Origin of the sequence: Aureimonas sp. AU40, assembly GCF_001463785.1 — a bacterium.
Taxonomy (GTDB): Bacteria; Pseudomonadota; Alphaproteobacteria; order Rhizobiales; family Rhizobiaceae; genus Aureimonas.
Genome location: NZ_BBWL01000004.1, coordinates 24,135 through 48,031 on the forward strand (window position 1 = coordinate 24,135; position 23,897 = coordinate 48,031).

17 protein-coding genes are annotated in these 23,897 nt (G+C 67.3%); 9 read left to right on the forward strand and 8 right to left on the reverse strand.

Translation table 11 applies throughout. The features are described from left to right. Nucleotides 1–40 precede the first annotated feature (40 nt). Complete coding sequence (locus tag AUL32_RS01750; protein ID WP_062111212.1) at nt 41–1,174, reverse strand: hypothetical protein; 1,134 nt, start codon at nt 1,172–1,174, stop codon at nt 41–43. Then, nucleotides 1,171–2,454 (reverse strand): DUF6212 domain-containing protein, encoded by a 1,284-nt coding sequence (locus AUL32_RS01755; protein ID WP_062111214.1) that lies wholly within the window; start codon nt 2,452–2,454, stop codon nt 1,171–1,173. Before AUL32_RS01755 ends, AUL32_RS01750 begins: the two co-directional genes overlap by 4 nt. Nucleotides 2,455–2,864: 410 nt before the next feature. Between AUL32_RS01755 and AUL32_RS01760 the strand changes: the two genes are divergently transcribed. Beyond that, nucleotides 2,865–3,629: an SDR family NAD(P)-dependent oxidoreductase gene (locus AUL32_RS01760; protein WP_062111216.1), complete on the forward strand. Its 765-nt coding sequence runs from the start codon at nt 2,865–2,867 to the stop codon at nt 3,627–3,629. Between the two features lie 21 nt (nt 3,630–3,650). Here AUL32_RS01760 and AUL32_RS01765 read toward each other — a convergent pair whose 3' ends face one another. The 4 genes from AUL32_RS01765 to AUL32_RS01780 all read right to left on the reverse strand — a co-directional run bounded on the left by AUL32_RS01765 (nt 3,651) and on the right by AUL32_RS01780 (nt 8,524). Further along, nucleotides 3,651–4,211 (reverse strand): GNAT family N-acetyltransferase, encoded by a 561-nt coding sequence (locus AUL32_RS01765; protein ID WP_061974320.1) that lies wholly within the window; start codon nt 4,209–4,211, stop codon nt 3,651–3,653. Between the two features lie 23 nt (nt 4,212–4,234). Further along, nucleotides 4,235–6,592 carry an Orn/Lys/Arg decarboxylase N-terminal domain-containing protein gene (locus AUL32_RS01770; protein ID WP_062111218.1) on the reverse strand — a complete coding sequence of 786 codons (2,358 nt, stop codon included), beginning with the start codon at nt 6,590–6,592 and terminating at the stop codon, nt 4,235–4,237. Nucleotides 6,593–6,806: 214 nt separating this feature from the next. Beyond that, nucleotides 6,807–7,646 (reverse strand): aspartyl/asparaginyl beta-hydroxylase domain-containing protein, encoded by an 840-nt coding sequence (locus tag AUL32_RS01775; protein WP_062111220.1) that lies wholly within the window; start codon nt 7,644–7,646, stop codon nt 6,807–6,809. A 149-nt stretch (nt 7,647–7,795) separates the two neighbouring features. Continuing rightward, entirely contained in the window at nt 7,796–8,524 is a 729-nt protein-coding gene (locus tag AUL32_RS01780) for a GntR family transcriptional regulator (protein WP_082659071.1), read from the reverse strand. A 240-nt stretch (nt 8,525–8,764) separates the two neighbouring features. Here AUL32_RS01780 and AUL32_RS01785 point away from each other — a divergent pair, with 240 nt between their 5' ends. From AUL32_RS01785 to AUL32_RS01805, 5 genes are all read left to right on the forward strand, one after another. Beyond that, the gene (locus AUL32_RS01785) at nt 8,765–9,754 is read left to right on the forward strand and encodes an ABC transporter ATP-binding protein (RefSeq protein WP_062111222.1); all 990 of its coding nucleotides are present in this window, start codon (nt 8,765–8,767) and stop codon (nt 9,752–9,754) included. Between the two features lie 40 nt (nt 9,755–9,794). After that, the gene (locus tag AUL32_RS01790) at nt 9,795–11,093 is read left to right on the forward strand and encodes an ABC transporter substrate-binding protein (protein ID WP_061974328.1); all 1,299 of its coding nucleotides are present in this window, start codon (nt 9,795–9,797) and stop codon (nt 11,091–11,093) included. 245 nt (nt 11,094–11,338) lie between these two features. Next, nucleotides 11,339–12,223, forward strand: a complete 885-nt coding sequence (locus tag AUL32_RS01795; RefSeq protein WP_062111224.1) for an ABC transporter permease — start codon at nt 11,339–11,341, stop codon at nt 12,221–12,223. Between the two features lie 165 nt (nt 12,224–12,388). Then, on the forward strand, nt 12,389–13,273 hold the full coding sequence (locus AUL32_RS01800) for an ABC transporter permease (RefSeq protein WP_061974332.1): 885 nt from the start codon (nt 12,389–12,391) through the stop codon (nt 13,271–13,273). Nucleotides 13,274–13,444: 171 nt separating this feature from the next. Continuing rightward, nucleotides 13,445–14,113, forward strand: coding sequence for an aspartate/glutamate racemase family protein (locus tag AUL32_RS01805; protein WP_062111226.1), 669 nt, complete (start codon nt 13,445–13,447; stop codon nt 14,111–14,113). 13 nt (nt 14,114–14,126) lie between these two features. Here the strand turns inward: AUL32_RS01805 and AUL32_RS01810 are convergent, their stop codons facing one another. Beyond that, a complete protein-coding gene (locus tag AUL32_RS01810) occupies nt 14,127–14,732 on the reverse strand; it encodes a hypothetical protein (RefSeq protein WP_062111229.1) in 606 nt (201 codons plus the stop codon). A gap of 500 nt (nt 14,733–15,232) precedes the next feature. On the opposite strand from AUL32_RS01810, the gene AUL32_RS01815 reads away from it, so the two are divergent. Next, nucleotides 15,233–16,348 (forward strand): endo-1,4-beta-xylanase, encoded by a 1,116-nt coding sequence (locus AUL32_RS01815; RefSeq protein WP_062111231.1) that lies wholly within the window; start codon nt 15,233–15,235, stop codon nt 16,346–16,348. Nucleotides 16,349–16,433: 85 nt separating this feature from the next. On the opposite strand, the gene AUL32_RS01820 is transcribed toward AUL32_RS01815, so the two are convergent. Further along, the gene (locus AUL32_RS01820) at nt 16,434–21,167 is read right to left on the reverse strand and encodes a family 16 glycosylhydrolase (protein WP_062111233.1); all 4,734 of its coding nucleotides are present in this window, start codon (nt 21,165–21,167) and stop codon (nt 16,434–16,436) included. 333 nt (nt 21,168–21,500) lie between these two features. Here AUL32_RS01820 and AUL32_RS01825 point away from each other — a divergent pair, with 333 nt between their 5' ends. Both AUL32_RS01825 and AUL32_RS01830 read left to right on the forward strand, forming a co-directional pair. Beyond that, nucleotides 21,501–22,847 carry a UDP-glucose dehydrogenase family protein gene (locus tag AUL32_RS01825; RefSeq protein WP_062111235.1) on the forward strand — a complete coding sequence of 449 codons (1,347 nt, stop codon included), beginning with the start codon at nt 21,501–21,503 and terminating at the stop codon, nt 22,845–22,847. 95 nt (nt 22,848–22,942) lie between these two features. Next, entirely contained in the window at nt 22,943–23,890 is a 948-nt protein-coding gene (locus AUL32_RS01830; protein ID WP_062111237.1) for a UDP-glucuronic acid decarboxylase family protein, read from the forward strand. The last annotated feature ends 7 nt before the right edge of the window (nt 23,891–23,897 follow it).

The window sequence follows — 23,897 nt, forward strand, 5'->3', positions numbered from 1 at the left end:
TCGCTGTCGTTCCGAAGGGGGTGAGGAACGGGGAGGAGGGTCAGGGGGCGGTCGCGGGCCCGAGAGCCTTGGAGGGAAGGGCGCGGGCCAGATCGTTGGCGAGCGTCGTGGCCACGCCGCAGCGCACCAGACTGAAGGCACCGTCGCCTTCCCAATCGTGCCAGAAGGCCGCCTTTACGCGGCTTTCCTGTTCCGGCCGCGCGAGATAGCGCAGCACCGGCTGAAGCAGCGCCCGGCGCTCCGCATCCGTCCGGTCGCAGCGCGCCTCGGCCGGCTCGGCGCTGCCGAATTCGGTGAGCCAGCAGGGGCGCCCGGCGAAGGCCGGCGTTCCGCAGGGCTTCAGGTCCTGTTCCAGAAGCGCCACGCGCTCGGCCTCGTCGCCGCGTTTCAGGCGCAGCGGCTCGTAGAGATGGACGCCCACCGCGCCCACCGTCTCGAACACGCCGGCTTCGCTCAGAAGCGCGCGAAAGGCGTCGGGGGAAAGCAGCGTCGCCCCGCGCTGGCGGACATAGGCGTCGTTCACATCCGCCAGCCCGCCGACGAGCAAGGGCGCGGCGGACTCTGACTGCGCCAGCCGGGCGGCGACGCGGCGCGCGCTGTCGGCATAGAGCGCTATGCCCGCGCGCAGGGCCTCGGCCTCGGTAGCGGACAGGGCGCCGAGATCGGCGGCGACACGGCCCTTGCCGGCGGGCTGGAGGGCGAGATCGCCATTGTAGCCCGACCAGTTCATCTCGTTGCCGAGCTCGAGCCCGAGAAGCTTCGCTCCGCTTTCCTGCACCGCCTGAAGCAACGCTGCCGCCTCGGCCTCGACGCGGGCCGGGTCTAGCGTGGAGAGGCCGTAGGCGGGAAAGAACCCATCCCGCGCCGGCCGGGCGGTCGTGCCCTCGCGCGCGGTTTCCGCCCCGGTCAGCGGCAGGGTGACGAGCACCGCGACGTCGCGCCGGGCGGCCTCGGCCAGGGCGCTGCGGGCGCCGTCATAGGGCGGCTTCCAGCCAAGGCGGATGCGCTGGAACCCGGCGCGCTCCACGGCATCCAGCGTCGCTGAGATTTCCGCTTGCTTCTCGCGGCCGAGATTGGGCGTGCCGACGCCAAGGAGCGGGGCGGCCGAAAGGGGCGAGCCGGCGACGAGCGCCAGAAGAGCGGCGCCGATTGCGAGAGGCCGCGCGCCGATCATGTTCCGATCCGCATCGCGATGTCGGCAAAGCGCGCCCAGGCGAAATCGGCCTGGCCCGGCCGCGCCATTCGCGTGGCGAGGAAGAGGCGGACAGGCTCGCTGCGCGGCGCGCGAGGCCCGGAGCGGGCGAGAACGCTGAGCGAACCCGGCGTGCGCGGCCCCGCCGCCACCCAGGATGAGGCGCCTTCGCCCGGCTCGGGCCGCGCCTTTCCCGACAGAAGCAGCTTCGCCCGCTCGGCGTCGGGCGCCAGCACGGCGGCGAATTCGACCTCGCGCGAGCGCGGATTGGCGACGCGCAACTGGGCGCGCGCTTCCAGAACCAGGCGGCCGGGCGGCAGCGGCAGCGAGGCCAGCGTCAGGCCCTCGGCCAGCGGATGGCACTCCACCGCCCGCTCGCCCGGCAGGGGGCGCACGGCGGTGAATTCGAACGGCGCGTCCTCGCGGTTCACATGCTCGGCCTGGACCAGGAGCGTCGGCGACAGCGGCAGGCCGGCGCCCGCCTCCGCGAAGAGGGGGCCGGGCGCGGCCGAGAAGGGCAGCGCGCCGCCCGGCAGAACGGGCGAGCCGGTCCAAAGACGCAGCTCCATGGCGGCCGGCAGGATCGCCTTGTCCTCGGCGCCCCCGGAGCGCAGCCGGAAGCGGCGCACCGGCATGTCCTCGCCGCCGCCCAGCGTCACGCCCGCGCCCTCCGGCCCCTCGACCGCCAGACGCAGTTCCAGAAGGCGCGGCGCGCCCGAGGGCTCGCGGTCGAGCGCGAAGGCCACCCAGCCGGGCGCCAGCCGGTCCAGCGGCAGGCTCCAGCGCGACAGGCTGCTGTGGTCGTTGAGTGCGACGAGATCGAGATGAAGCCGGGCGCCCGGCCGGGCGTCCACGGCGTGGAGCCGCAGCTCCACCGTGCCGAGACCGCTGCTGGCGGCCGGCAGGAGCTGGGCGACGCCCTCGCTCCCGGCGGACACGAAGACGCGGCGATCCTCCCGCTCGGCGCGGGAGCAGAAGACGAGGGCGGCGGCCTCCCGGGGATGGGCGAGATGGCGCTCCAGCCCGGCGAAATCGTTCTGCCCGGCCTCATTGGCGCGGCGCAGGATCGACAAGCGGCGTAGTGCCTGCGCATGGGCCGCCGCGCCCTGCCGGATGCGAGCGTCCAGCGCCTGGCAAAGGCTGGAAAGCTCTGCCAGCGGATCGCTGGGTTGTGCCGCCGGCTCCGACGAAACCGGGCGAGGCGGGTGGATTTCGGACGCGACAGCCACCGGCGCCGGGCTCGGCGCGACAAGGAGGGGCATTTGCGGAGTCGCGAGATCGCGTTCTGGCAAAGCAACCAGTGACATCGTCTGCCTCGTCGAAGCTGAATAGATCGGCTCATCGGCCGCCGTGGAATGTATTATCGCTGGAATATTGGGTTATTATCAATACGTTTATCAGTAAAAAATGCAGTCGCTTTTTCTTGTTGCAACGCAGTGAGTTAGCTCCTGCAAATTACCATTCGCGCCGGCGTGATTAACCTTGGTTAACCATGCGAGTGGCAAGGGTTGGGGAGGCGCCGGAGCGGCTGGCCGAACCTGACGGTTGCAATTGCCAGGCAAAGCCGCACGGTGCGCGCTTCGTCGCGGCTGCAACCCGGTCGAGGTCGGCGGACTTGTCCTCCCAAAGCGGCGCACGGCGCCGATCCTCAGGCAAGGGACAGACGTATCGGATGGCACGGTTCAGCGACAAGGTGGTCATCGTCACGGGTGCGGCGTCCGGCATCGGCGAAGGCGCCGCACGGCGTTTCGCCAGCGAGGGCGCCAAGCTCGTTCTCTGCGACAAGGAGGAGATGGAGCTCAAGCGGGTGGCGGCGAGCCTCAGTGCGGCGGATGTCGCCATCCAGGTGGGCGACGTCTCCGATGGCAAGGCGTGCCAGTCGCTGGTCGATCTCGCGCTCGATCGCTTCGGCCGGCTCGACATTCTCGTCAACAATGCCGGCGTCGATCATCTCGGCAAGCTGGACGAGGGAGACTTTTCCGCCTTCACGAAGGTGATCGAAAGCGATCTCTACGGCGTCGTGCAGATGAGCCGGACGGCCATCGCGGCCCTGCGCCAGTCCAAGGGTTCGATCGTCAACGTCTCGTCCGTCTCGGGACTGGGCGGCGACTGGAACCACAGCTTCTATTGCGCCGCCAAGGGCGCGGTGACGAACTTCACCCGCGCTCTAGCCATGGACGAGGCCAAGGCCGGCGTGCGGGTGAACGCGGTGAACCCCTCGCTGACCTACACCAAGCTCACCGAGGGCATGAGCGAACAGCCCGAACTGATCGCCGCCTTCGAGGCGCGCATTCCGATGGGGCGCGGCGCCGAGCCGGACGACATCGCCGGCGTCATCGCCTTTCTGGCGAGCGAGGACGCCCGCTTCGTCACGGGCGTCAACCTGCCGGTGGACGGCGGCCTCACCGCCTCCAACGGCCAGCCGCCCTTGAGTTGATGGCGGATTCGACCCTCGCCCTCAGCGCGTCGAAAGCGGTAGGGGCGGAGGCGGCTCGGTGGAGCCGGGGCCGAGCGAGCGCTGGACCATGACGCTGTCGGCCCAGCGGCCGTAGCGATAGGCCACCGCCGGCAGGTGGCCGACGCGCTGGAAGTCGAAGCTCGCGTGAAGCGCCAGCGAGGCGGCGTTGTCCGAGTCGATATAGCCGATCATCTGCCGGAAGCCCGCCGCCGCGCAGGCATCGATCAGCCCGCGCATCAGGAGCCGGCCGAGGCCTCGGCCGAGATGCTGATGATGCACGTAGATCGAATGTTTCACGGCGTAGCGATAGGCCGGCCGCTTGCGGAACTGCACGACATAGGCATAGCCCACCACCTCGCCGCGACGGGTCGCGACGAGGTGTGGCATGCGGCGGTTCTTGAGGTTCTTGCGCCGGTCCCGCAGATCGTCGGGTTCCGGCGTCTCGCTGTCCTCCACCCCGGCCTCGACCCCGCGATGGATATGCCGGCGATAGATCGCCAGCATGGCCTCGACGTCGGAATCGCGCGAGGGGCGGATCGCGATCTCATTCTCCTGATCCATGGACGGGCTCGAAACCTTTGGTCTTATTCCGCGACGACATAGGTGTGGAGCTGCACGCGGCCCGCCTCGTCGGTTTCGCGGTAAACGCCCTGGATTTCAACCTCGAAGCCGGGGAACGTGTTGAACGAGGATTCGAACATCTTGAGATAGTCGATCATCGGCTGGGCGCGCTCGCTCAGCCGCTCGCCCGGCACGATGGTCGCGATGCCCGGCGGATAGACCACGAAGGGCGTGGTCGCGATGCGCCCGGCGATGGCGTCGATCGGCAGATAGTCGACATCGTTGCGCACGAGGCAGCGCGCCGCGTCGTGCGGCGACATGGCGATCTCGGGCAGGTGCTCCGCCGAGAACTGCATGGCCTGCAGGGCGCTGACATTGGCGGCGCGGAAGAAGCGATGCATGGAGGCGCAGAGATCGCGCACCCGCACGCCGGCATAGCGATGGGCCCGGCGGCGGTAGAATTCCGGGATGACGTCTTCCAGGGGTGCGTTCTCGTCGTGCAGCCGCTTGAATGCGACGAGGCCGGAAATCAGCGTGCCGGCCTTGGAGGCCTCGACACCCGGCGTCAGCAGGAAGAGAAGCGAGTTCAGATCGTTCTTCTCCGCCACGATCCGGTTTTCGCGTAAGTATTGAGCGACGACGGGGGCGGGAATGCCGTGCTCGCCATAGGCCCCGTTGGCCCCGTCGAAGCCGGGCGTCAGAAGCACCAGCTTGTTGGGGTCGGTCATGGCGAAGCCCGGCTCCATGTCGCGGAAACCGTGCCAGCGGGCGTCCGGCGAAAGCTGCCAGAAGGCCGGATTGGTGGCGAGCTGGTCGGTCGACACGCTTTCCCAGGGCACGACATGGGCTGCGCCCGGCCGCGCCGCGTCGGGAATCGACACGGTGTCGGGCACGAAGGGCTCGAAGAACCAGCGCCGCTCCGGCCGCTGCTCCTTCTCCTCGAACTCGCGGCGAACGGCGCGGATCTTCTTGCGCAGCTCGATGCCGAGGCGGATCGTGTCGTCCCAGAGCACTTCGCCCGAGCGGCCCTTCATCATCTGCGCGCCGACGTCGAGCGAGGCGAAGAGGGGATAGAATGGCGAGGTGGAAGCATGCTGCATGAAGCTCTCGTTGAAGCGACGATGCTCCACGCGCCGCTTCTGGCCCTTGATGTGCCGGTCCTTGATGTGGATCTGCGACGCCTGGGAGAAGCTCGCCAGCTGCTTGTGGGTGGACTGCGTGGCGATGATGCCCGGCGCATCGGGACCGAGATCGGCGAGTCCCATGGCGAAGCGCCCGGCATAGAGGGGGTGGAACTTCATGAAGCCCGCCCAGGCTTCGTCGAACAGGATGTATTCGCACAGATGCCCGATCCGCTTCAGGATCATCTCGGCATTGTGGATCGTGCCGTCATAGGTGCACTGCTCCACCACGGCGACGCGGAAGGGGCGGGGCTTCTTCCAGGCCTCGGGGTCCTTCACCAGCGGATGGGTGCGGATGCGCTCGCGCAGCGCCGCCTCGTCCAGCGAAGCAAAGTCCATCGGGCCGATCAACCCGTAGGAATTGCGCGCGGTCGGAACATAGACCGGGATGCCGCCCGAGATCAGCAATGCGCCGTGATGGGCGGCCTTGTGGTTGTTGCGGTCGAACAGGACGAGGTCGCCGTCCGTCACCAGGGCGGCCAGCGCCACCTTGTTGGAGGTGGAGGTGCCGTTGAGGACGAAATAGGTCTTCTCGGCGCCGAAGATCTTCGCCGCTTCCTTTTGCGCGGCGAGCGCCGGCCCCTCGTGGGTCAGGAGATCGCCGAGATCCAGCACCGAATTGTCGAGATCGTCGCGGAACACCGCCTCGCCCAGATGCTCCATGAACACCCGGCCGATCGGCGAGCGGCTGTAGAAGACGCCGCCATTGTGACCCGGGCAGGTCCAGAGCTGGTTGCCCTCCTCGGCATAGTCCACCAGCGCGCCGAAGAAGGGCGTCTTCAGCGTCTCGGCATATTGCTTGAGGCGGCTGATGAGGTTCTTGGCGATGAAGGCCGGCGTTTCCTCCGACAGGAAGACATAGCCGTCGATGAAGTCGAGCACCTCGACCGGCACGTCCTCGAAGCGCTTGCGGCGGATGAGGAGGATGATCGGGAAGTCGAGCCCGCGCCGGCGCATCAGGTTGATCAGCGCGGCGGTCTTGCCCTCCAACCCCTTCTTGCCCCAGTCCACCATCATGCAGCCGATGGCCGCGTCCGTCTGTACGGAGATGGCAGCGTCTTCCAGCGTGCGGGCGCGCACGACCTCGAAGCCGGACTTTTCGATCTCGTCGACGATCTGGTTGTACCGGGCGCCTTCCAGGTCGTCGGCGTCGAAGGAAGGCGTGGCGAAGAGGAAGGTAAAGCGTCTGAAATAGTCCATGAGGCACCCGGTTCGTCGTGGCGCGGACTGTCGGTGCGTTTCATGACAGGACCAAGACAGTCCGCCATTTCAGCCGCCAAGCGCCCGACAGGGCCGATGGGAAAAAGGGAAGGGGGAGAAGGGCGGGACGCCCGGCGGGGCGACGCGCGCCCGAAAACGAGACGGACCCGGCGCGCCGCGAGGCGCGCGGGTCCGCTCGCGATGGAGAAGGGTTTCAGCCCTTGCTGGTCTGCGCCGGGGCGGCGGGCCGGTTCCCGATCATGCGCCAGTTCTTGTAGAACAGCGACTTCATCTGGTCGGCGATCATCGAGACGCCCGAAAGGAGCGCACCGAGGAAACCCGGCACCGGGGTCGGCCGGATCACGTCCATGAAGACATTGTAGCGCCGCGCGTCCACCTCGTTCACCGAGCGGTGAAACAGCGTGTCGTCGAAAATATAGAGCGGGTTGTCGCGCCAGAGATGGCGCGCGCCGTTGCACTCGATGAAGACGCGGTCGCTGTCGGCCGGCTTGAGATTGAGCAGCACGCGCAGCGTCAGGCGCAGCGGGCCGTAATGCCAGGTGGTGGATTCCTTGCCGGAAAAGACCGAGACCGCGATCGTCTTGACGTATTTGAACTCGCGGTTGAACTCCGGCACCGTGTCGATATTCGGCTTGCCGTACCAGCGATAGACATACATGCCCCGCCGCCCGTCATGGAACTTGGCGTCGATTTCGCTCGTGATCTCGTCGCGCCGGGTGCGGAACGTGTCCAGCACGGTCTCGATCTCGGCGCGCCATTCCGGCGGGAAGTCGCCCAGGGTGTAGACGCCCGGGTTGCGGCGGCTGAGGCGATCCACGAACAGGTTGAAGGGCGAGAGAAGCCAGGTGAGAATGCCGTTGCCCATGAAATAGCGGCTGACGAGGAGGCGGTTCTTGCCCTTGTTGCGCGATACGTCGATCGCGCCGCAGACGAGCCAGAACGCCGTCAGGATGGGCACGAACCACAGAAGCAGCGCCAGAACGGGAATCGCGATGGCGGCGCGGCGAAGCGCCTTCTTCTGGCCCTTGGTCATGGAATGGGTCCGCCTGCTATCCGAATCGGTTCGGCATAACGCACATTTGATTGTGGCGCGCGCAAGAGCTCCCTGTCGCGGCTCCGCAATTTTTTCGCAGGCGTGGCGGGCAGGTCGCCGCGGATGCCGGAGAGGGCCTCGCAAGCCTGCTAGCGCACGGCTTTCAGCACGTCCGCCAGCCCGAGGGTGGGCGCGGCGGGGCGCGTGAGGTCGAGACTGTTGCCGAGCAGTTCGACATGACGCCGCATCAGATCGGCCGCCGCCTCGCCCTCGCCCCGTGCGAAGCAGCCGACGAGCGCGTGATGGGCGTGGTCGTCGCACAGCGCTTCGCGCCGCGACCAGTAGAGCGCGATCACCAGCGAGGAGCGCGACATCAGCTCGCCCAGTATGCGCGCGAGCACGCTCTGGCCGGCGATCTCCGCGATCAGTCGGTGGAACTCGGCGGACTGGAACAGCGCGGCGTTGGCGTCCCCTATCGCCAGCGCGCGGTGCTCGGCTTCGATCGAGGCCTCCAGCCGGGCGAGGGCGGCCGGAGTCATTCTGGCGCTCGCGAGCCGCGCGATCTGCGGCTCGATCAGTGCGCGCGTCTCGAAGATCTCGCGCGCTTCCTCCGGCGTCGGCCGCGCCACCCGCGCGCCCTTGTTACGCTCGATGATCAGGACGCCGTCCTGCGCCAGGGTCTGCAGCGCAGAGCGCACCACCGTTCGGCTGACGCCGTAGACCTCGGCCAGATCCTCTTCCGCCAGCCGCGTGCCGGGGTCGATCCGATGATGGACGATCGCGCTCATCAGCCCGTCATAGATCGGTTTCCAGGACGGGACGGGCGCCTTGCGCCCTTTCTTGGCGGGGGGAGGGGTCGCGATGTCCTGGGCGGTCATGGGATTCGGGGGCTTTGATACGGGATGACCTATCGTCGCATGGGGCGCGTGTGCGGCAAAGATGCGATCCGATACAATATCTGTATACAATTTCAGCAGAAGGGCGACTTTCCGGGCGACCGGTGGCGAGCTGCCTCCCGCTCTCGCCCGCCGCAACCCCGGCAGGCCTGCCCTTCACGAATTGGAAGGGATTGGCACGCGGTTTGCAAACACTCCAACCGGACGGGTTTGGAGCAGAGCATGGCGCAGGGCGATCTGGAACTGGTGCAGCTGACCAAGCGCTACGGCGCGACGGTGGCGGTGGACGCGATCGACCTGCGCGTTCCCGCCGGCAGCTATTGCTGCTTCCTCGGGCCGTCCGGCTGCGGCAAGTCCTCGACGCTGCGCATGATCGCCGGGCACGAGAGCGTTTCGGGCGGCGATATCATCCTGGGCGCCGGCAACATCACCGACCTCGCCCCGGCACGGCGCGGCACGGCCATGATGTTCCAGAGCTACGCGCTGTTTCCCCATCTCACGGTTCTCGACAACATCGCCTTCTCCCTGAAGATGAAGGGCGCCTCCAAGGCCGATCGCAATGCCAAGGCGCGGCGCGTCATGGATCTGGTCGATCTCGGCCGGTTTGAGACGCGCATGCCGGCCCAGCTTTCGGGCGGGCAGCAGCAGCGCGTGGCGCTGGCCCGCGCCCTCGTCACCGATCCCGGCATCCTGCTTCTGGACGAGCCGCTGTCGGCGCTCGACCCGTTCCTGCGCCTGAAGGTGCGCACCGAGCTCAAGCGCCTGCAGCGCGAGCTCGGCATCTCCTTTCTCCATGTCACCCACGGGCAGGACGAGGCCATGGCGCTCGCCGATATCGTGGTCATCATGAAGGACGGGCGCATCGAGCAGGCCGGCAGCCCGCAGGACGTGTTTCACCGGCCCAAGACCGCCTTCGTCGCCCGCTTCATGGGCGGGCACAATGTCCTGACCCTCGACGGCCGCCCCGTCACCGTGCGCGCCGACCGGGTGCGCCTGGGCGCCGGCAACGCCGAGGCGCGCACGCTGAGCGGCGAGGTGCGCGGCGTCGAATATGGCGGCGCGACCGTCACCGTGGTTCTGGCCGCCGGCGAGGCGGGCGAGATCACCGCCGTGATCCCCGAAGAGCAGTTCAACGCGAGCCCGGCCGCCCTCGGCGAGGCTTGCCGCATCCATTGGGCGCGGGGCGAGGAATTCGCCCTTCAGGCCGCCTGATCCACCCAACCCACCGTCCTTGCAACCGGAGAGCCTACGCATGACCGATCCCGTTCAGCCCGCCGGCCTGTCGCGCCGCTCCTTCCTCAAGTCCGGCTCGGCCGTGGCCGGCTTCGCCTTCGTGGGCGGCGCCTCCGTCACCGGCTTTCCCTTCGTCTCCGGCGCCCGCGCGCAGGAGGCCAAGACGCTGCGCTATCTCGGCACGGCGGTGAACCAGTCCAAGGAAATCGCCGACAAGGTGAAAGCCGATCTCGGCATCACCATCGAATACGTGCCCGTCACCACCGACGAGGTGACCAAGCGCATCATCACCCAGCCCAACACGTTCGACATCGTCGACACCGAATACTTCTCGCTCAAGAAGTTCGTGCCGACCGGCAACCTGATGGGCATGGACGCCAAGCGCATCAAGGAATTCGACAACATCACCACCGTCTTCACCAAGGGCGAGATCGACGGCAAGCCGATCGGCGGGCAGGGCACCGCGCCCTGGAAGGTGCTCTATCTCGAAGCCAACAAGTCGAAGAAGTTCTCCGCCAGCCCGACCGAGTGGATCTCGCTGATCCCCACCACCTACAATGCCGACACGCTCGGCATTCGCCCCGACCTCATCAAGCGCCCGATCTCCTCCTGGTCGGAACTCTTGAACCCCGAGTTCAAGGGCAAGGCCTCCATCCTCAACATTCCGTCCATCGGCATCATGGACGCTGCCATGGCGATCGAGGCCTCCGGCAAGTACAAGTATCCCGACAAGGGCAACATGACCCGCGACGAGATCGACATGACGATCGAGACGCTGATCGAGGCCAAGCAGGCCGGGCAGTTCCGCGCCCTCTGGTCGGACTTCAACGAGAGCGTCAACCTCATGGCCTCGGGTGAGACCGTGATCCAGTCCATGTGGTCGCCCGCCGTCACCGCCGTACGCGCCAAGGGCATCGACTGCGTGTTCCAGCCCCTGAAGGAGGGCTACCGCGCCTGGGCCTCGGGCTTCGCCCTGCCGGCCACCCTCGACGGCCCGAAGCTCGACGCCGCCTACGAGTTCGTCAACTGGTTCCTCTCCGGCTGGGCCGGCGCCTTCCTCAACCGCCAGGGCTACTATTCCGCCGTGCTGCCCACCGCGCAGAAGTCCATGGAGCCCTACGAATGGGCCTACTGGATGGAAGGCAAGCCCGCCGAAAAGGACATCCTCTCCCCCCAGGGCCAGGTCATCGCCAAGGCCGGCGCCTTGCGCGACGGCGGCTCCTTCGCAGACCGCATGGGCGCCGTCGCCTGCTGGAACGCCGTCATGGACGAGGACTCCTACATGGTCCGCAAGTGGAACGAGTTCGTCGCGGCGTAAGGCGCTGACGTTGGCGGGGGACGGCCGTCCCCCGCACCCCCCTGCCAGGGGAAATGATTTCCCCTGGACCCCTCTTTCTCTTGGCATGTGTCCCAATCCGGGGAGGGCCTCAGGCCCTCCCCGGATTGGGAAAGAAGTCCCAAAAGAAAGGAAGGGTCCGGGAACTCGTTCCCGGGCGGGGATCGGGGCGGCAGCCCCGCAAACCTGCGGCCACGGCCGCGAAGACCTCACGCGACGGAGGCCGTATGGCTGCGAGCGATCGGACGGGGCTGGCGCCCTACCTACAGGCGGCGCCTTTGGCGTTGGTGTTTCTGGTGTTTCTGGTGGTGCCGCTCGTCTTCATCGCGATGGTGAGCGTCTGGACCTACGACAATTACCAGATCCAGCCGTCCTTCACGTTGCAGAACTACATGGACGTGTTCGATCGTTGCATCGTGCGGTTGCCGACGCTGTGCACAACCTTTCGAACCTATGTCTCTACCTTGAGCTTTGCCGGGCTGGTCTGGGCGCTGACCTTCGGGATTGGGTTCACGATCGCCTACTTCCTGGCGTTCGAGGTGCGGTCCAAGGCGATCCAGTCGGTGCTGTTCCTGATCTGCACGATCCCGTTCTGGACCTCGAACGTGATCCGCATGATCTCGTGGATTCCACTTTTGGGGCGCGAGGGGCTGGTGAACAAGGCGCTCGTCGGCATCGGACTGATCGACGCGCCGCTGGACTGGCTGCTGTATTCCAGCTTTTCGGTGACGCTGACCTTCGTCCACCTGTTCACCTTCTTCATGGTGGTGCCGATCTACAATTCCATGCTGCGCATCGACGGCTCGCTGATCGAGGCGGCGCGCGATGCGGGTGCTTCGGGCTGGCAGATCCTGTGGAACGTCATCCTGCCCCTGTCGAAGACCGGCATCGCCATCGGCTCGATTTTCGTCCTGACCATCGTGATGGGCGATTTCATCACGGTCGGCCTCATGGGCGGGCAGCAGATCGCCTCGGTCGGCAAGACGATCCAGACCGAAATCAGCTATCTCCAGTTTCCGATCGCCGCCGCCAACGCCGTGGTGCTGCTCGCCACCGTGCTTCTCATCGTCTTCGCGCTGCTTCGCGTCGTCGACATCCGCAAGGAGCTTTAGAGTGTCCTTCGAGAATGCCCGGGTCGGCGGACCGGCCCTGCTCCCCTTCCGCAGCGTCGCGGATGCTCGCCGATGCCGCCGGCATCGACTGCGCTCCTCTCCTTGCGTCGAGGGAAGCATGCCTCGCTCCCCCTCCGCCTGGCATCATCGAAGGACACTCTGACCATGTCCGAAAAACGCTCCCGCGCCTTCTTTCCGCTCGCCGTCTTCTTCACGCTCTTCGTCGTCTTCCTCTACGGGCCGACGCTGACGGTGCTGATCCTCTCCTTCCAGGGTCCGGAGGGCGGGCTGACCTTTCCGATGAACGGCGTCTCGACCCACTGGTTCGGCGTGCTCTGGCAGGGGCTGGGCGTGGTGGACGTCTGGGCCGCCTTCGGCCGCTCCTTCCGGCTGGGGCTGGTGGTGACGGTGCTGACCGTCGTGATCTCGGTGCTGGCGGGGCTGGCGTTCCGGCGGCGCTTCTTCGGCTCGACGCTCCTGTTCTACACCGCGATCGCCAGCCTGATCCTGCCCTCCATCGCCGTGTCGCTGGGCATCGCGCTGGAGTTTCGCATCTTCGACGATTTCGTGAAGGCCTATGGGCTGGGCGGCGAGGGCTACCAGTCCGGCATGGGCCTCTTCACCTCGGCGCTCGGCGCGCATCTGACTTGGACGCTGCCCTTCGGCCTTCTGGTGATGTTCGCGGTCTTCAACCGCTTCAACCCGGCCTATGAGGAGGCGGCGCGCGATCTCGGCGCCTCGCCCTGGCAGACCTTCCGCCATGTCGTGCTGCCCATCATCGCGCCTTATCTCATCGGCGTGGCGCTCTTCGGCTTCACCCTCTCCTGGGACGAGATCGCCCGCACCAGCCAGGCGATCGGCGGGCCGAACACGCTGCCGCTGGAGCTTCAGGGCCTGACCACGACGGTCACGACGCCGGCGATCTATGCGCTGGGCACGCTGACCACGGCCGTCTCCTTCCTGGTCATCGCGCTGACGCTGGGCACCGGCTTGTTCCTGCGCCAGCGGCGGCTGCGCGGCGCTTCGGACGCCGGCAAGGGCACGTTGTGAGAGCCTGTTCGACAACTCGGCGGCGGAGGGCCGGCGAGGGACTTTTTGTCGTCATGAGGCGCCAAGCGCAGTCGATGCCGTGGCATCGGCGAGCATTGGCAACGACAGGACGGTGAAAAAGCACCGTCGGACCGACCCGACCGGGTTGTCGAACAGGCTCTGCGAGGTCCCATGCATCTTTGCTTCATCAATCCGAACTCCACCGCCGGCATGACGGGCAAGATCGCGGAGGCCGCGCGCGCGGCGGCGCGGCCGGACACGGCGATCACCGCGCTCACCAACGCGGACGGCCCGCCCTCGATCCAGGGCCCGGCCGACGGCGCCCTGGCCGAGCCCGGCCTCCTGCACCTGATCGAGCGCTATTCCGAGGATTTCGACGCCTTCGTGATCGCCTGTTTCGACGATACGGGGCTAGCGGAGGCGCGGCGGGTGACGCAGAAGCCCGTGATCGGCATCGGCGAGGCCGCCTATCGGCAGGCCGTGCGCGCCCGGCTGCGCTTCAGCGTGGTGACGACCCTCTCGGTCTCCGTCCCCATTCTGGAAGAGAATATCGAGGCCTATGGCTTCGCGCCCTTTTGCGCCAAGGTGCGCGCGTCCGAAGTGCCGGTCCTTGATCTTGAAGAGCCCGGCAGCGCGGCGCGCGAGCGCGTGGCGGCGGAGATCGCGGCGGCGCTGAGCGAAGACCGGCCGAACGCCATCGTGCTCGGCTGCGCCGGCATGGCGGATCTGGCGGAACTGTTTTCGGCCCGCTTCGGCCTGCCCGTGTTCGACGGCGTGGCCGCCGCCGTGGCGGAATTGGAAGCCCTGGGCGCGGCGGCAGAGGCGCAAGCCCGCGCCTGAGAGCGCGCGCGCTTCACGCGGCAAGGGAGGTGTGAAGCACCGGCTCGTATCCAGCCCGCAACACGTCCACAGTGGGCGCGGGCGTCAGCACGCTCATGTTTCGCGCGTCGAGCGGTTCGGCCTCGAGATACCCGGCCGGGCTCCAGCGATGCCGCCGCCCTCGCCACACCAGCCAAGCCGCGCCGTCCATCTCCACCATCGCGCCGTCCGGCAGGCTGTCGAGCGGGGCCTCATACCTCACCTGCCGCCGGCCGCGCGTCACGCGCGCGGCATGAAGCGCGGCGTCGACGGCTTTTGCGCTCGGCTGCGCATCCAGAGGCCAGCAGGCGAGGAAGCGCCGAAACGCTTCCGGGCGGCAAAGCGCGCAGGGGCGGTGACCGGCGGCGAGCGCCGTCGCCTCGTCGAGAAAGAAGAGTTCGGTGTAGGCGCCGGGCGCCATCAGAGCGCGGCGCGTCGTGCCGTAGTCGAGCCGACAGATGATCCAATGCGGGTGGCGCCAGCGGCTCGCGCCCAGCCGGCGGGTCTCGTCGTGCAGGATGCCGCGATTGCCCATGAACAGCCCTCGCGCGGGATCGGCGACGATCTCGCCGAAGGGCGTAACGCGGTTCGGCAACGGCATGGCCCGACCCTTCGGCTGGTGCGTCGAAGGGCAGGGGAGCATTCGGAAGGGCCGGGGCGCAAGGGCGCCGAGCCGCAGGGCGGCGGTCAGCCCGCCCCGGCCGGAGGTACGGCGACCCTGGTCAGGACCGCACGTCTTCCACGAGCACGGCGCGGTCCGCCATGGCGATGACGCCGAGCGCCGAGATCAGATGAAACACCGCTAGCCAGAGCATGGTCTTCTCCCTTTCGTTCGGGAGAGCCTACGCGGCGCGACCTACGGCCGGGTTAGGAGACGTGGTTAGGATTTCGCATCGCTCCGCACGCTGGCAGTCCAGTCGGCATAGCCGGATGATAGCGTTATTACAATATACTATGAATGATGGCGGAAAGAGATCTTCCTGTTCTGAATGATCGGGTTCATAAACATCTCGAACTCAAATAAAGAAGCGTGCAGTCGGGCGCTTCGGGTGTGATCTATTCGCAGCCGCCCGGCCCCTTTCTCCGGTGAAGGAGCACGTCATGCTGGATCGCAGGCAGTTCATGGGTGGGGTGGCGGCCCTAGCGGCCTCCGGGCGCGTGGCTGACGAGAGCTTCGCGCAGGACGGAGCAGGCGATCCCTTTGCCGGGCGGCCGAGCCTTCGCGAGACCGGCGAGCGAGTCGGCATTCCGTTCGGCCTCTGCGAGCCGGCGAACCGCTATCCCGGCAACCGGACCTATCTCGACCGGCTGGCGAGCGAGGCCTCGCTATGCGTGCCCGGCAACGACTTTCATTGGCGCGCCGTGCAGCCCTCCCGCAAGGTCTTCAACAGCACCAAGCTCGACCTCTTCGCGCGCTATCTCGCCACCAAGGATCTCGGCATGGTCGGCCACACCCTGCTTTGGTATCACGGGGTGCCGGACTGGGTGGCGCAGCTGGAAACGGCTGCCGACATGCAGGCCGCCATGGAAGCCTATGTCGGGCACATGGTGGCGCGCTTCCGGGGGCGGGTCGTGCGCTGGGACGTCATCAACGAGCAGGTGGACCCGGCCAGCCCGCGCGAGGACGGGCTGCGCCAGACGCCCTATCTCGACCGGATGGGCCCGGGCTACATGGCGCGGGCCTTCGCCGTGGCGCGCGAGGCCGACCCGAAGGCGCTGCTCTGCTACAACGAATACGGGTTCGAGCACGCCAAGCCGGAGGAAACGCGCAAGCGCGCCGCGCTTCTCGCCCTGTTGCGGCGCCTGCGCGAGGAAAAGGCCGAGATCGACTGCGTCGGTTTCCAATCGCATCTCGACGGTTCCGCCAAGCTCGACCTCAATGGCCTCGCGGCGTTCACCCGCGAGGTGGTGAAGCTCGGCTACCGCGTCGCCATCACCGAGCTCGACGTGAAGGACACGGGCCTGCCCGCCGACGAGACGAAGCGGGACCGGATCGTCGCCGATCAGGCCAAGGCCTATCTCGACTGCGTGATGGCCGAGACCAAGCCGGTGACGATCACGACCTGGGGCTACACCGACGACAAGTCCTGGTACCAGTTCTACGACTGGAGCCGGCGGCGCGACGGGCGCCCGCTTCGCCCGCTCGCCTTCGACGCCGATTTCCGGCGCAAACCGCTCTGGGGCGTCCTCGACGCGGCGCTGAGCGCGGCGGGGTGACCGGAGGCGTCTGGGATGAGGATCGAGGGCGGCGAAGAGGACCGCCGCCCGTTCGCGGGTCGCGCTGTCGAACAGACGTCCCCGATCAGGCCCAGACCACGTCGCTGCTGTCCAGCGACTCCACGCCCAGCGTGCGGAACGAGTCCGTGCCGGTGCTGTGATGCACGGTCCAGACGTCGCCCTCGTGGGTCAGCGTCGCCCCCGCCCCGAAACCGACGAGGCGGATCGTGTCGTGCTCCGTGCCGGTCCCCGCCGCGTGGAAATCGGTGATCGTGTCGAAGCCCGAGCCCTTCTCGAAGACGAAGGTGTCGTTGCCGCCGCCGCCCGTCAGCCAGTCGTCGCCGCCCTTGCCGTTCAGCACCTCGGCGCCGCCATGGCCGGTGATCCGGTTCGACAGGCCGTTGCCGGTCAGCGTCAGGTTCCAGCTCATCGCCGTCAGGTTCTCGACATTGGCCGGCAGCGTGAAGTTGCCGTAGGTCTCCACCGTGTCGATGCCTTCGCCGGCCTTCTCGACGATCGTCAGCTTGCCGGTGGCATAGGCGCGGTAGGTGTCGTCGCCGCGTCCGCCGATCAGGATGTCGTCGCCGCCCTTGCCGTCGAGAAGATTGTTGGAGCCCGAGCCGACCAACCGGTCCGCCCCGGCCGTGCCGATCACGTTCGTGCTGTAGCCCGCGCTCACCGGCGGCTGCGCCGGCAGCTTGAAGTCGTCGGCGGCGAAGTCTGCGATCTTGTGGTTGCGGAACACCAGCGTGTCGTAGGGCGACAGCGCGAGATAGACGTCGGCGCCGACCTGGCTCATCGCGCCCTTCACGTCCGCGAAGGTGGCGAAGGGCGAGGCGTCGAGGCGCACCACGTCGCCCATCCCCGGCCCGGCCTCGAAGTCGGTGATGACGTCGGAGCCCGAATCCTTGCCGAAGACGAACGTGTCGCGCCCGGCACCGCCGGTCAGGATGTCGTTGCCGCCAAGGCCCGCCAGGACATTGTCGCCGCTGTTGCCGGTGATGATGTTGGACTGCCCGTTGCCGGTGCCGGCGATGTTGGCCGAGCCCGTGAGCGTCAGGTTCTCGACGAAGCCCGGCAGGGTGTAGGAGACCTCGGAGCGAACCGTGTCGATGCCGCCGCCGCCGACCTCCACGATCCGGGTGGCCGCGTTGCGCACGAGATAGGTGTCGTCGCCCGCGCCCCCGGCCAGCGTGTCGGCGCCCGCGCCGCCGTCGATGAGATCGGCCCCCGCCGTACCGCTAAGGCTCTCAGCCGCAGAGGTGCCGGAGAGAGTGGTGGTCGGGGTGGCCGAGGTCTTCAGCGTGTAGTGGGCGAGCGTGTAGTCGTTGAGCTGATAGGCGGTGATGGAGTCGATCTTCATCTGCGCGAGGAGATCCTTGGCCGGCGTTCCCGACAGGCCGCCGACCGCGATGTTGGCCAGCATGTACATGGCCGAGTTCATGTCGGAGGGCGTGTCCACCGTCATCATCTCGTGCCCGTCCACGAAGTAGGTCAGCGTGTAGGGCGTCCAGGTGATGCCGTAGGTGTGAGAGCCGGACAGATCGTCCAGGAGGCCGTAGCCGCCTTTGTTCATGCCGTCGCTGGCGGAATGGGCGTCGAAATGCACCGCGCCTGGCTGGTCGCCGAAGACCTCCATCACGTCGAGCTCGGGCGGCCAGCTATTGTTGACGGGCAGGAGCCAGAAGGCGGGCCAGACGCCCGAGCCCTGCGGCAGGGTCGCCTTCATCTCGAAATGGCCGTAGGTCTGGGCGAACACGGCCTCCGAGGTGATGAGGCCGGACGTGTAGGCATAGCCGCCGGCGGCGGCCTGCTTGGCCGGGTCGATCGCCTGCGCGGTGATGGTCAGCTCGCCATTGGCGACGGAGAACGGGTTGAGGCCGAGCGGCGCGGCGGCCTCCTTGCCGGGAAGGCCCCGGAACGTGTCGTCGACATAGATCTGCCCTTCCTTGTTGGAGGACAGCGTGTAGGCGTTGAGCCCGCCCCATTCGTACTTGGTGAGCCAGGTTCCACTGGTGCCGTCGAAACGCGAGAAGCTGTTGAAGTCGTCGCGAAAGGTCTGGACCATCGCGCTCTTGTCGAGGTCGAAGACGAAGTCCTTGGCCGAGAGCGAGGTGGCGAGCGTGTTCTGGAGCGTCAGCGTCTGCCCCTCGCCGAGCGCGATGAAGCTGTTGGTGCCGACCTGCTGGATGGCGCCCTTCAGCTCCGCGAAGCTCTTGAAGCTCGCGCCGTCGAGGCGGATGCGGTCACCCTCGGTCGAGGAGAAGTCGGCGATGACATCGGAGCCCTGACCACGCGCGACGACGAAGAGATCGGCGCCGCCCTTGCCGACGAGCACGTCGTTGCCGCCTCCGCCGTTCAGCGTGTTGTTGCCCTCGTTGCCGGTGACGAGATTGTTCAGCTCGTTGCCGATGGCGGTGGAGTTCGCCTTGCCCATGAGGGTGAGGTTCTCGACCGACTGGCCCTTGGGCAGGGCGAAGCCGATGTCGTTCCAGCTCAGCACCGTATCGATGCCGCCGCCGACCTTCTCGACGATGCGCGCCGTGGTGTCGGAAGCGACATAGGTGTCGTCGCCGAGCCCGCCGGCCAGTGTGACGTGCTTGGCATAAGCGATCATGTAGTCGTTGCCTGCGGTGCCGGTGAGGCTGCTGTTGGCGAGCGTGCCAGAGAAGGTCGTGGACGAGCCGCCGCTGACCGGCAGCGCGTTCTCGAACAGGACGTTCTCGGCCACGAGCTTGGCGGGGGCGACGTTCTTGAGGGTCAGCGTCTCGCCGTTGCCGAGCGCGATCACCGTGTCGGTGCCGACCTGGGTCGCGCTCGCGCGAAACGCCTCGAAGCTCTCGAAGGCGAAGCCCTTGAGATCGAGGATGTCGCCCTTCGCGCCGGTCTCGAAATCGGTGATCGTGTCGGAGCCGTTGCCCTTGGCGATCACGAAGGCGTCGCGCCCGGCGCCGCCGGTCAGCGTGTCGTTGCCGTCGCCGCCGTCCAGCGTGTCCACCCCGCTCGTGCCGACGATCGTGTCGGTGACGTTGACGAGGTGGACATGGGCGGCCGTCAGGCTGCTCATCGAGACGTTCTTGAGGATGACGCCCTCGTGGCCGCCGAGATCGATATGGAGATCGGCGCCGACCTGCACCATGCGCTGGCTGAGGGCGGCGAAGCTGCCATAGGCGGCGCCGTCGATCTTCAGGAGATCGGCCTGCACGCCCGTGGTCTGGAAGTCGGTGATCGTCTTGGTGCCGGTGCCTTTGGTGACGACGAACGTGTCGCTGCCGCCTTTGCCGGTCAGCGTGTCGGCGCCCCGGCCGCCGTCCAGGACGTTGGCGGCGTCGTTACCGGTGAGGATGTTGTCGAGGTCGTTGCCGGTCCCGTCGATCGCCGCCGTGCCCATGAGGGTGAGGTTCTCGATCGACTGGTCGCCTGGCAATCGATAGCTGAACCAGGTCTGCACGGTGTCGATGCCCTGGCCCGCAAGCTCCACGATGCGGGTGGTGCCGTTGACGATGTAGGTGTCGTCGCCGGCCCCGCCCTTGAAGGTCACGTTGGCGGCCTGGGCGGAGAACTGGTCGTTGCCCCCGCTTCCCTCCAGCGCGGCGTTGGCGGTGCCCGCCGTCAGCCATTTGTTCGGCGCGGCGGAGGCGAGGAGCAGCTTGCCCGTCAGCGCACCCGGCGCGTCGCTTGGCGAGGGGGCCGGCGTGGCGCCGACGCCCTGCTGGCTGTCGGTGGCCGGAACGGATACCTCGACGGCGGGGGTCGGGGGCGGCGTAGAGGGTGTCGGCGCGCTCTTGGCGAACTGAAGGTTGGCGCTGGTGAGGCTGGCGAGCGAAACATTGGCGAGGGTGAGGACCTGCCCGCCGCCGAGATCGACGCTGAGGTCGGCGCCGACCTGCCGTGCGCTTGCCTTGAACCCCGCGAAGTCCGACAGCGCCGTGTCCACGAGCCTCAGGACATCGCCGCCGCGCGCGGAGAAGTCGGTGATCGCGTCGTTGCCGCCACCCTTGCCGACCACGAACGTGTCGGCGCCCGCGCCGCCGGTCAGGAGATCGTCGCCCGAGCCGCCCTGGATCGTGTCGGCACCATTGGTTCCCACAAACGAGAAGCGGAAGTTGGAGGCGTCGAGATCGGCGGCGGCGACGCCCTTCAAGAGCACCGCGTCGCCCGCCTCCAGAAGGATCAGCGTGTCGGCGCCGTGCTGCACGATCCGCCCCTTGAGCGCGGCGAAGTCGGCAAAACCGGTGCCCTCGATCTGCAGCGTGTCGGCGGAGGCGCCTTGGGCCGCGAAGTCGCGGACCACGTCCTGCCCGCCGCCCCGCTGGAAGACGAACGTGTCGCGCCCGCCGCCGCCGACGAGAATGTCGTTGCCGCGCCCGCCATTCAGGGTGTTGTTGCCGGAATTGCCGGTGAGGACATTGTCGAGATCGTTGCCGGTGCCGGTGGAATGGGCGGTGCCGGCCAGGGTCAGGTTCTCGATCGACTGCGTGTTGTCGAGCGTGAAGGACGAGGCCCAGGTCTTCACTGTGTCGATGCCCTGGCCCGCGAGCTCGACGATCCGCGTCGTCTGGTTATAGGCGATGTAGGTGTCATCGCCCGCGCCACCGCTCAGAACTGTGTTGGCGCCGCCGCGGATCTCGTCGCGCCGGCTGGTCCCCGTGAGGCTCGACCCCGCCGTGTCGGCATAGAGCCAGACTTCGGGCCGGGCGCTGGACTCGGCTGCGGCTGATTGAGCAAAGCCCGCCATCGCCGCCGCGATCTCGGCCTGCGTGGCGATGGCTGCCGGCTTGCTCTGGTCGGTTCCGTTCGCCTGCGTCGATTGGGTCATCTCTCGCATCCGCTTTTGTCGAAGGCGGGGGGCTCACGCCCGCCGGCCTTTGGGCCAACCATCTTGAATGGATCGAAGGATACGGAACCTCTGATATTGTTATCTGAATTCGATCGGACGCATTTTATGGACCGAAGTCATTCGTTCTCTATAGGACAAATGATGTGCTGCGAATGAAGTATAGAAATATTAAGAAAATGTTGCGTTGCACTTGACCCTTGGTTGTAACCCATAGGATCATGCGAGCGCGAAGTCTGAATATGGGAAGTGCAGTCGTTTTGGACGGCGGCCGAGATGTTCGACTTTCCTCTCGCTAGAGCAACGAGCATCTCCATGAAAATCGCCATCGTCGGATCTGGCTATGTCGGACTTGTGTCCGGCGCCTGCTTTGCGGATTTCGGCCACACGGTTCGCTGTGTCGATAAGGACGCGAGCAAGATCGCGGCCCTGCGCGAGGGGCGCATTCCCATCTTCGAGCCGGGTCTGGACACCTTGGTCGCCACCAACGCGGCGGCCGGGCGCATTGCGTTCGACACCGATCTCGCCTCCGCCGTGGCGGAGGCCGACGTCGTCTTCATCGCGGTCGGCACGCCTTCAAGGCGTGGCGACGGCTTCGCCGACCTCACCTATGTCTACGCCGCCGCGCGGGAGATCGCCCATTCGCTGCGCGGCTACACCGTGCTCGTGACCAAGTCGACCGTGCCGGTGGGCACCGGAGACGAGGTGGAGCGGATCGTGCGGGAAGCGCGCCCCGACGCCGATTTCCACGTCGTATCCAACCCCGAGTTCCTGCGCGAGGGCGCCGCGATCGACGATTTCAAGCGGCCCGACCGTATTCTCGTCGGCTCCGACGAGCCGCGCGCGCGAGAGGTCATGGCGGAGGTCTACCGGCCGCTTTATCTGAACAGCGCGCCGATCGTCTACACCAGCCGGCGCACGGCCGAGCTGACCAAATACGCCGCCAACGCCTTTCTGGCGACCAAGATCACCTTCATCAACGAGATGGCGGACCTGTGCGAGAAGGTCGGCGCCGACGTGCAGGACGTGGCGCGCGGCATGGGGCTCGACAATCGCATCGGCTCCAAGTTCCTCCATGCCGGGCCGGGCTATGGCGGCTCCTGCTTTCCCAAGGACACGCTCGCCCTCATCAAGACCGCGCAGGATTTCGGCGCGCCCTCGCGCATCGTGGAAACGGTGGCGGCGGTCAACGAGCAGCGCAAGCGCTCCATGGCCCGGCGCGTGATCGAGGCCTGCGGCGGCAGCGTGCGCGGTCGCACGATCGCGCTGCTCGGCCTCACCTTCAAGCCCAACACCGACGACATGCGCGACGCGCCCTCGCTCGCCGTCGCCACCGCCCTGCAGGACGGCGGGGCGCGGGTGCGCGCCTTCGACCCCGAGGGCATGAGGCAGGCGGCGCTGGTGCTGAACGACATCGCCTATGCCGCCGACGCCTATGGCTGCGTCGAGGGGGCCGACGCCGTGGTTCTGGTGACGGAATGGAACACGTTCCGCGCGCTCGATCTCGACCGGATCGGGGCGGCCATGAAGGGCCGCGTCTTCGTGGACCTGCGCAATGTCTACAAGCGCGCCGTGATGGAGGCCAAGGGCTTCCAGTACCACGATGTCGGCCGGGGCGGGGACGCACCGGGCGCCGCGCGCGCCGCCGACGTCGCGGCCTGAGGTGAGGCCCCTTTGCCCGTCTCGGGATCGAGGCGGGCCGTTCCGGCGGGCCGAGACGGCGCCGCCGGCTGCATCGATTTCGCTTGGAGCCTGGCATGAACCCCTACACCAACACGGCGCTGGTCACCGGCGGCGCCGGATTCATCGGCTCGCATCTGTGCGAGCGCCTGATCGGCCGGGGCACGAATGTCGTCTGCGTCGACAACTACTACACCGGCACGCGCGCCAACATCGCCAGCCTCATCGGCCATCCCGGCTTCGAGGTGATGCGCCACGACGTGACCTTCCCGCTCTATGTGCAGGTCTCGCAGGTGTTCAACCTCGCCTGTCCGGCCTCGCCCATCCACTACCAGCGCGATCCCGTGCAGACCACGAAGGTCAGCGTGCATGGGGCGATCAACATGCTGGGCCTCGCCAAGCGCCTCAACGTGCCGATCCTCCAGGCCTCCACCTCGGAGGTCTATGGCGACCCGCTAGTGCATCCGCAGGTCGAGGATTACTGGGGCCACGTGAACCCGATCGGGATGCGCTCCTGCTACGACGAGGGCAAGCGCTGCGCCGAGACGCTGTTCTTCGACTATTGGCGCCAGCACGCCTTGCAGATCAAGGTCATCCGCATCTTCAACACCTATGGCCCGCGCATGCACCCGAACGACGGGCGCGTCGTGTCGAACTTCATCGTCCAGGCGCTGCGCGGCGAGCCAATTACCATCTATGGCGACGGGTCGCAGACGCGCTCCTTCTGCTATGTCGACGATCTCGTGGACGGCATGCTGGCCATGATGGATTCGGGGCCGGGCTTCACCGGTCCGGTGAATGTCGGCAATCCCGGCGAGTTCTCCATGCTGGAACTGGCCGAACTGGTCCTTCGCAAGACCGGCTCTTCTTCCACCATCGAGTTCCTGCCGCTGCCCTCAGACGATCCGCGCCAGCGCCGGCCCGACATCTCGCTCGCCAAGGCCGAACTCGGCTGGGAGCCGAAGGTCGCGCTGGAAGACGGGATCGAGCGGACGATCCACTACTTCCGAGCCCTCGTTCAGTAGGCGGTCC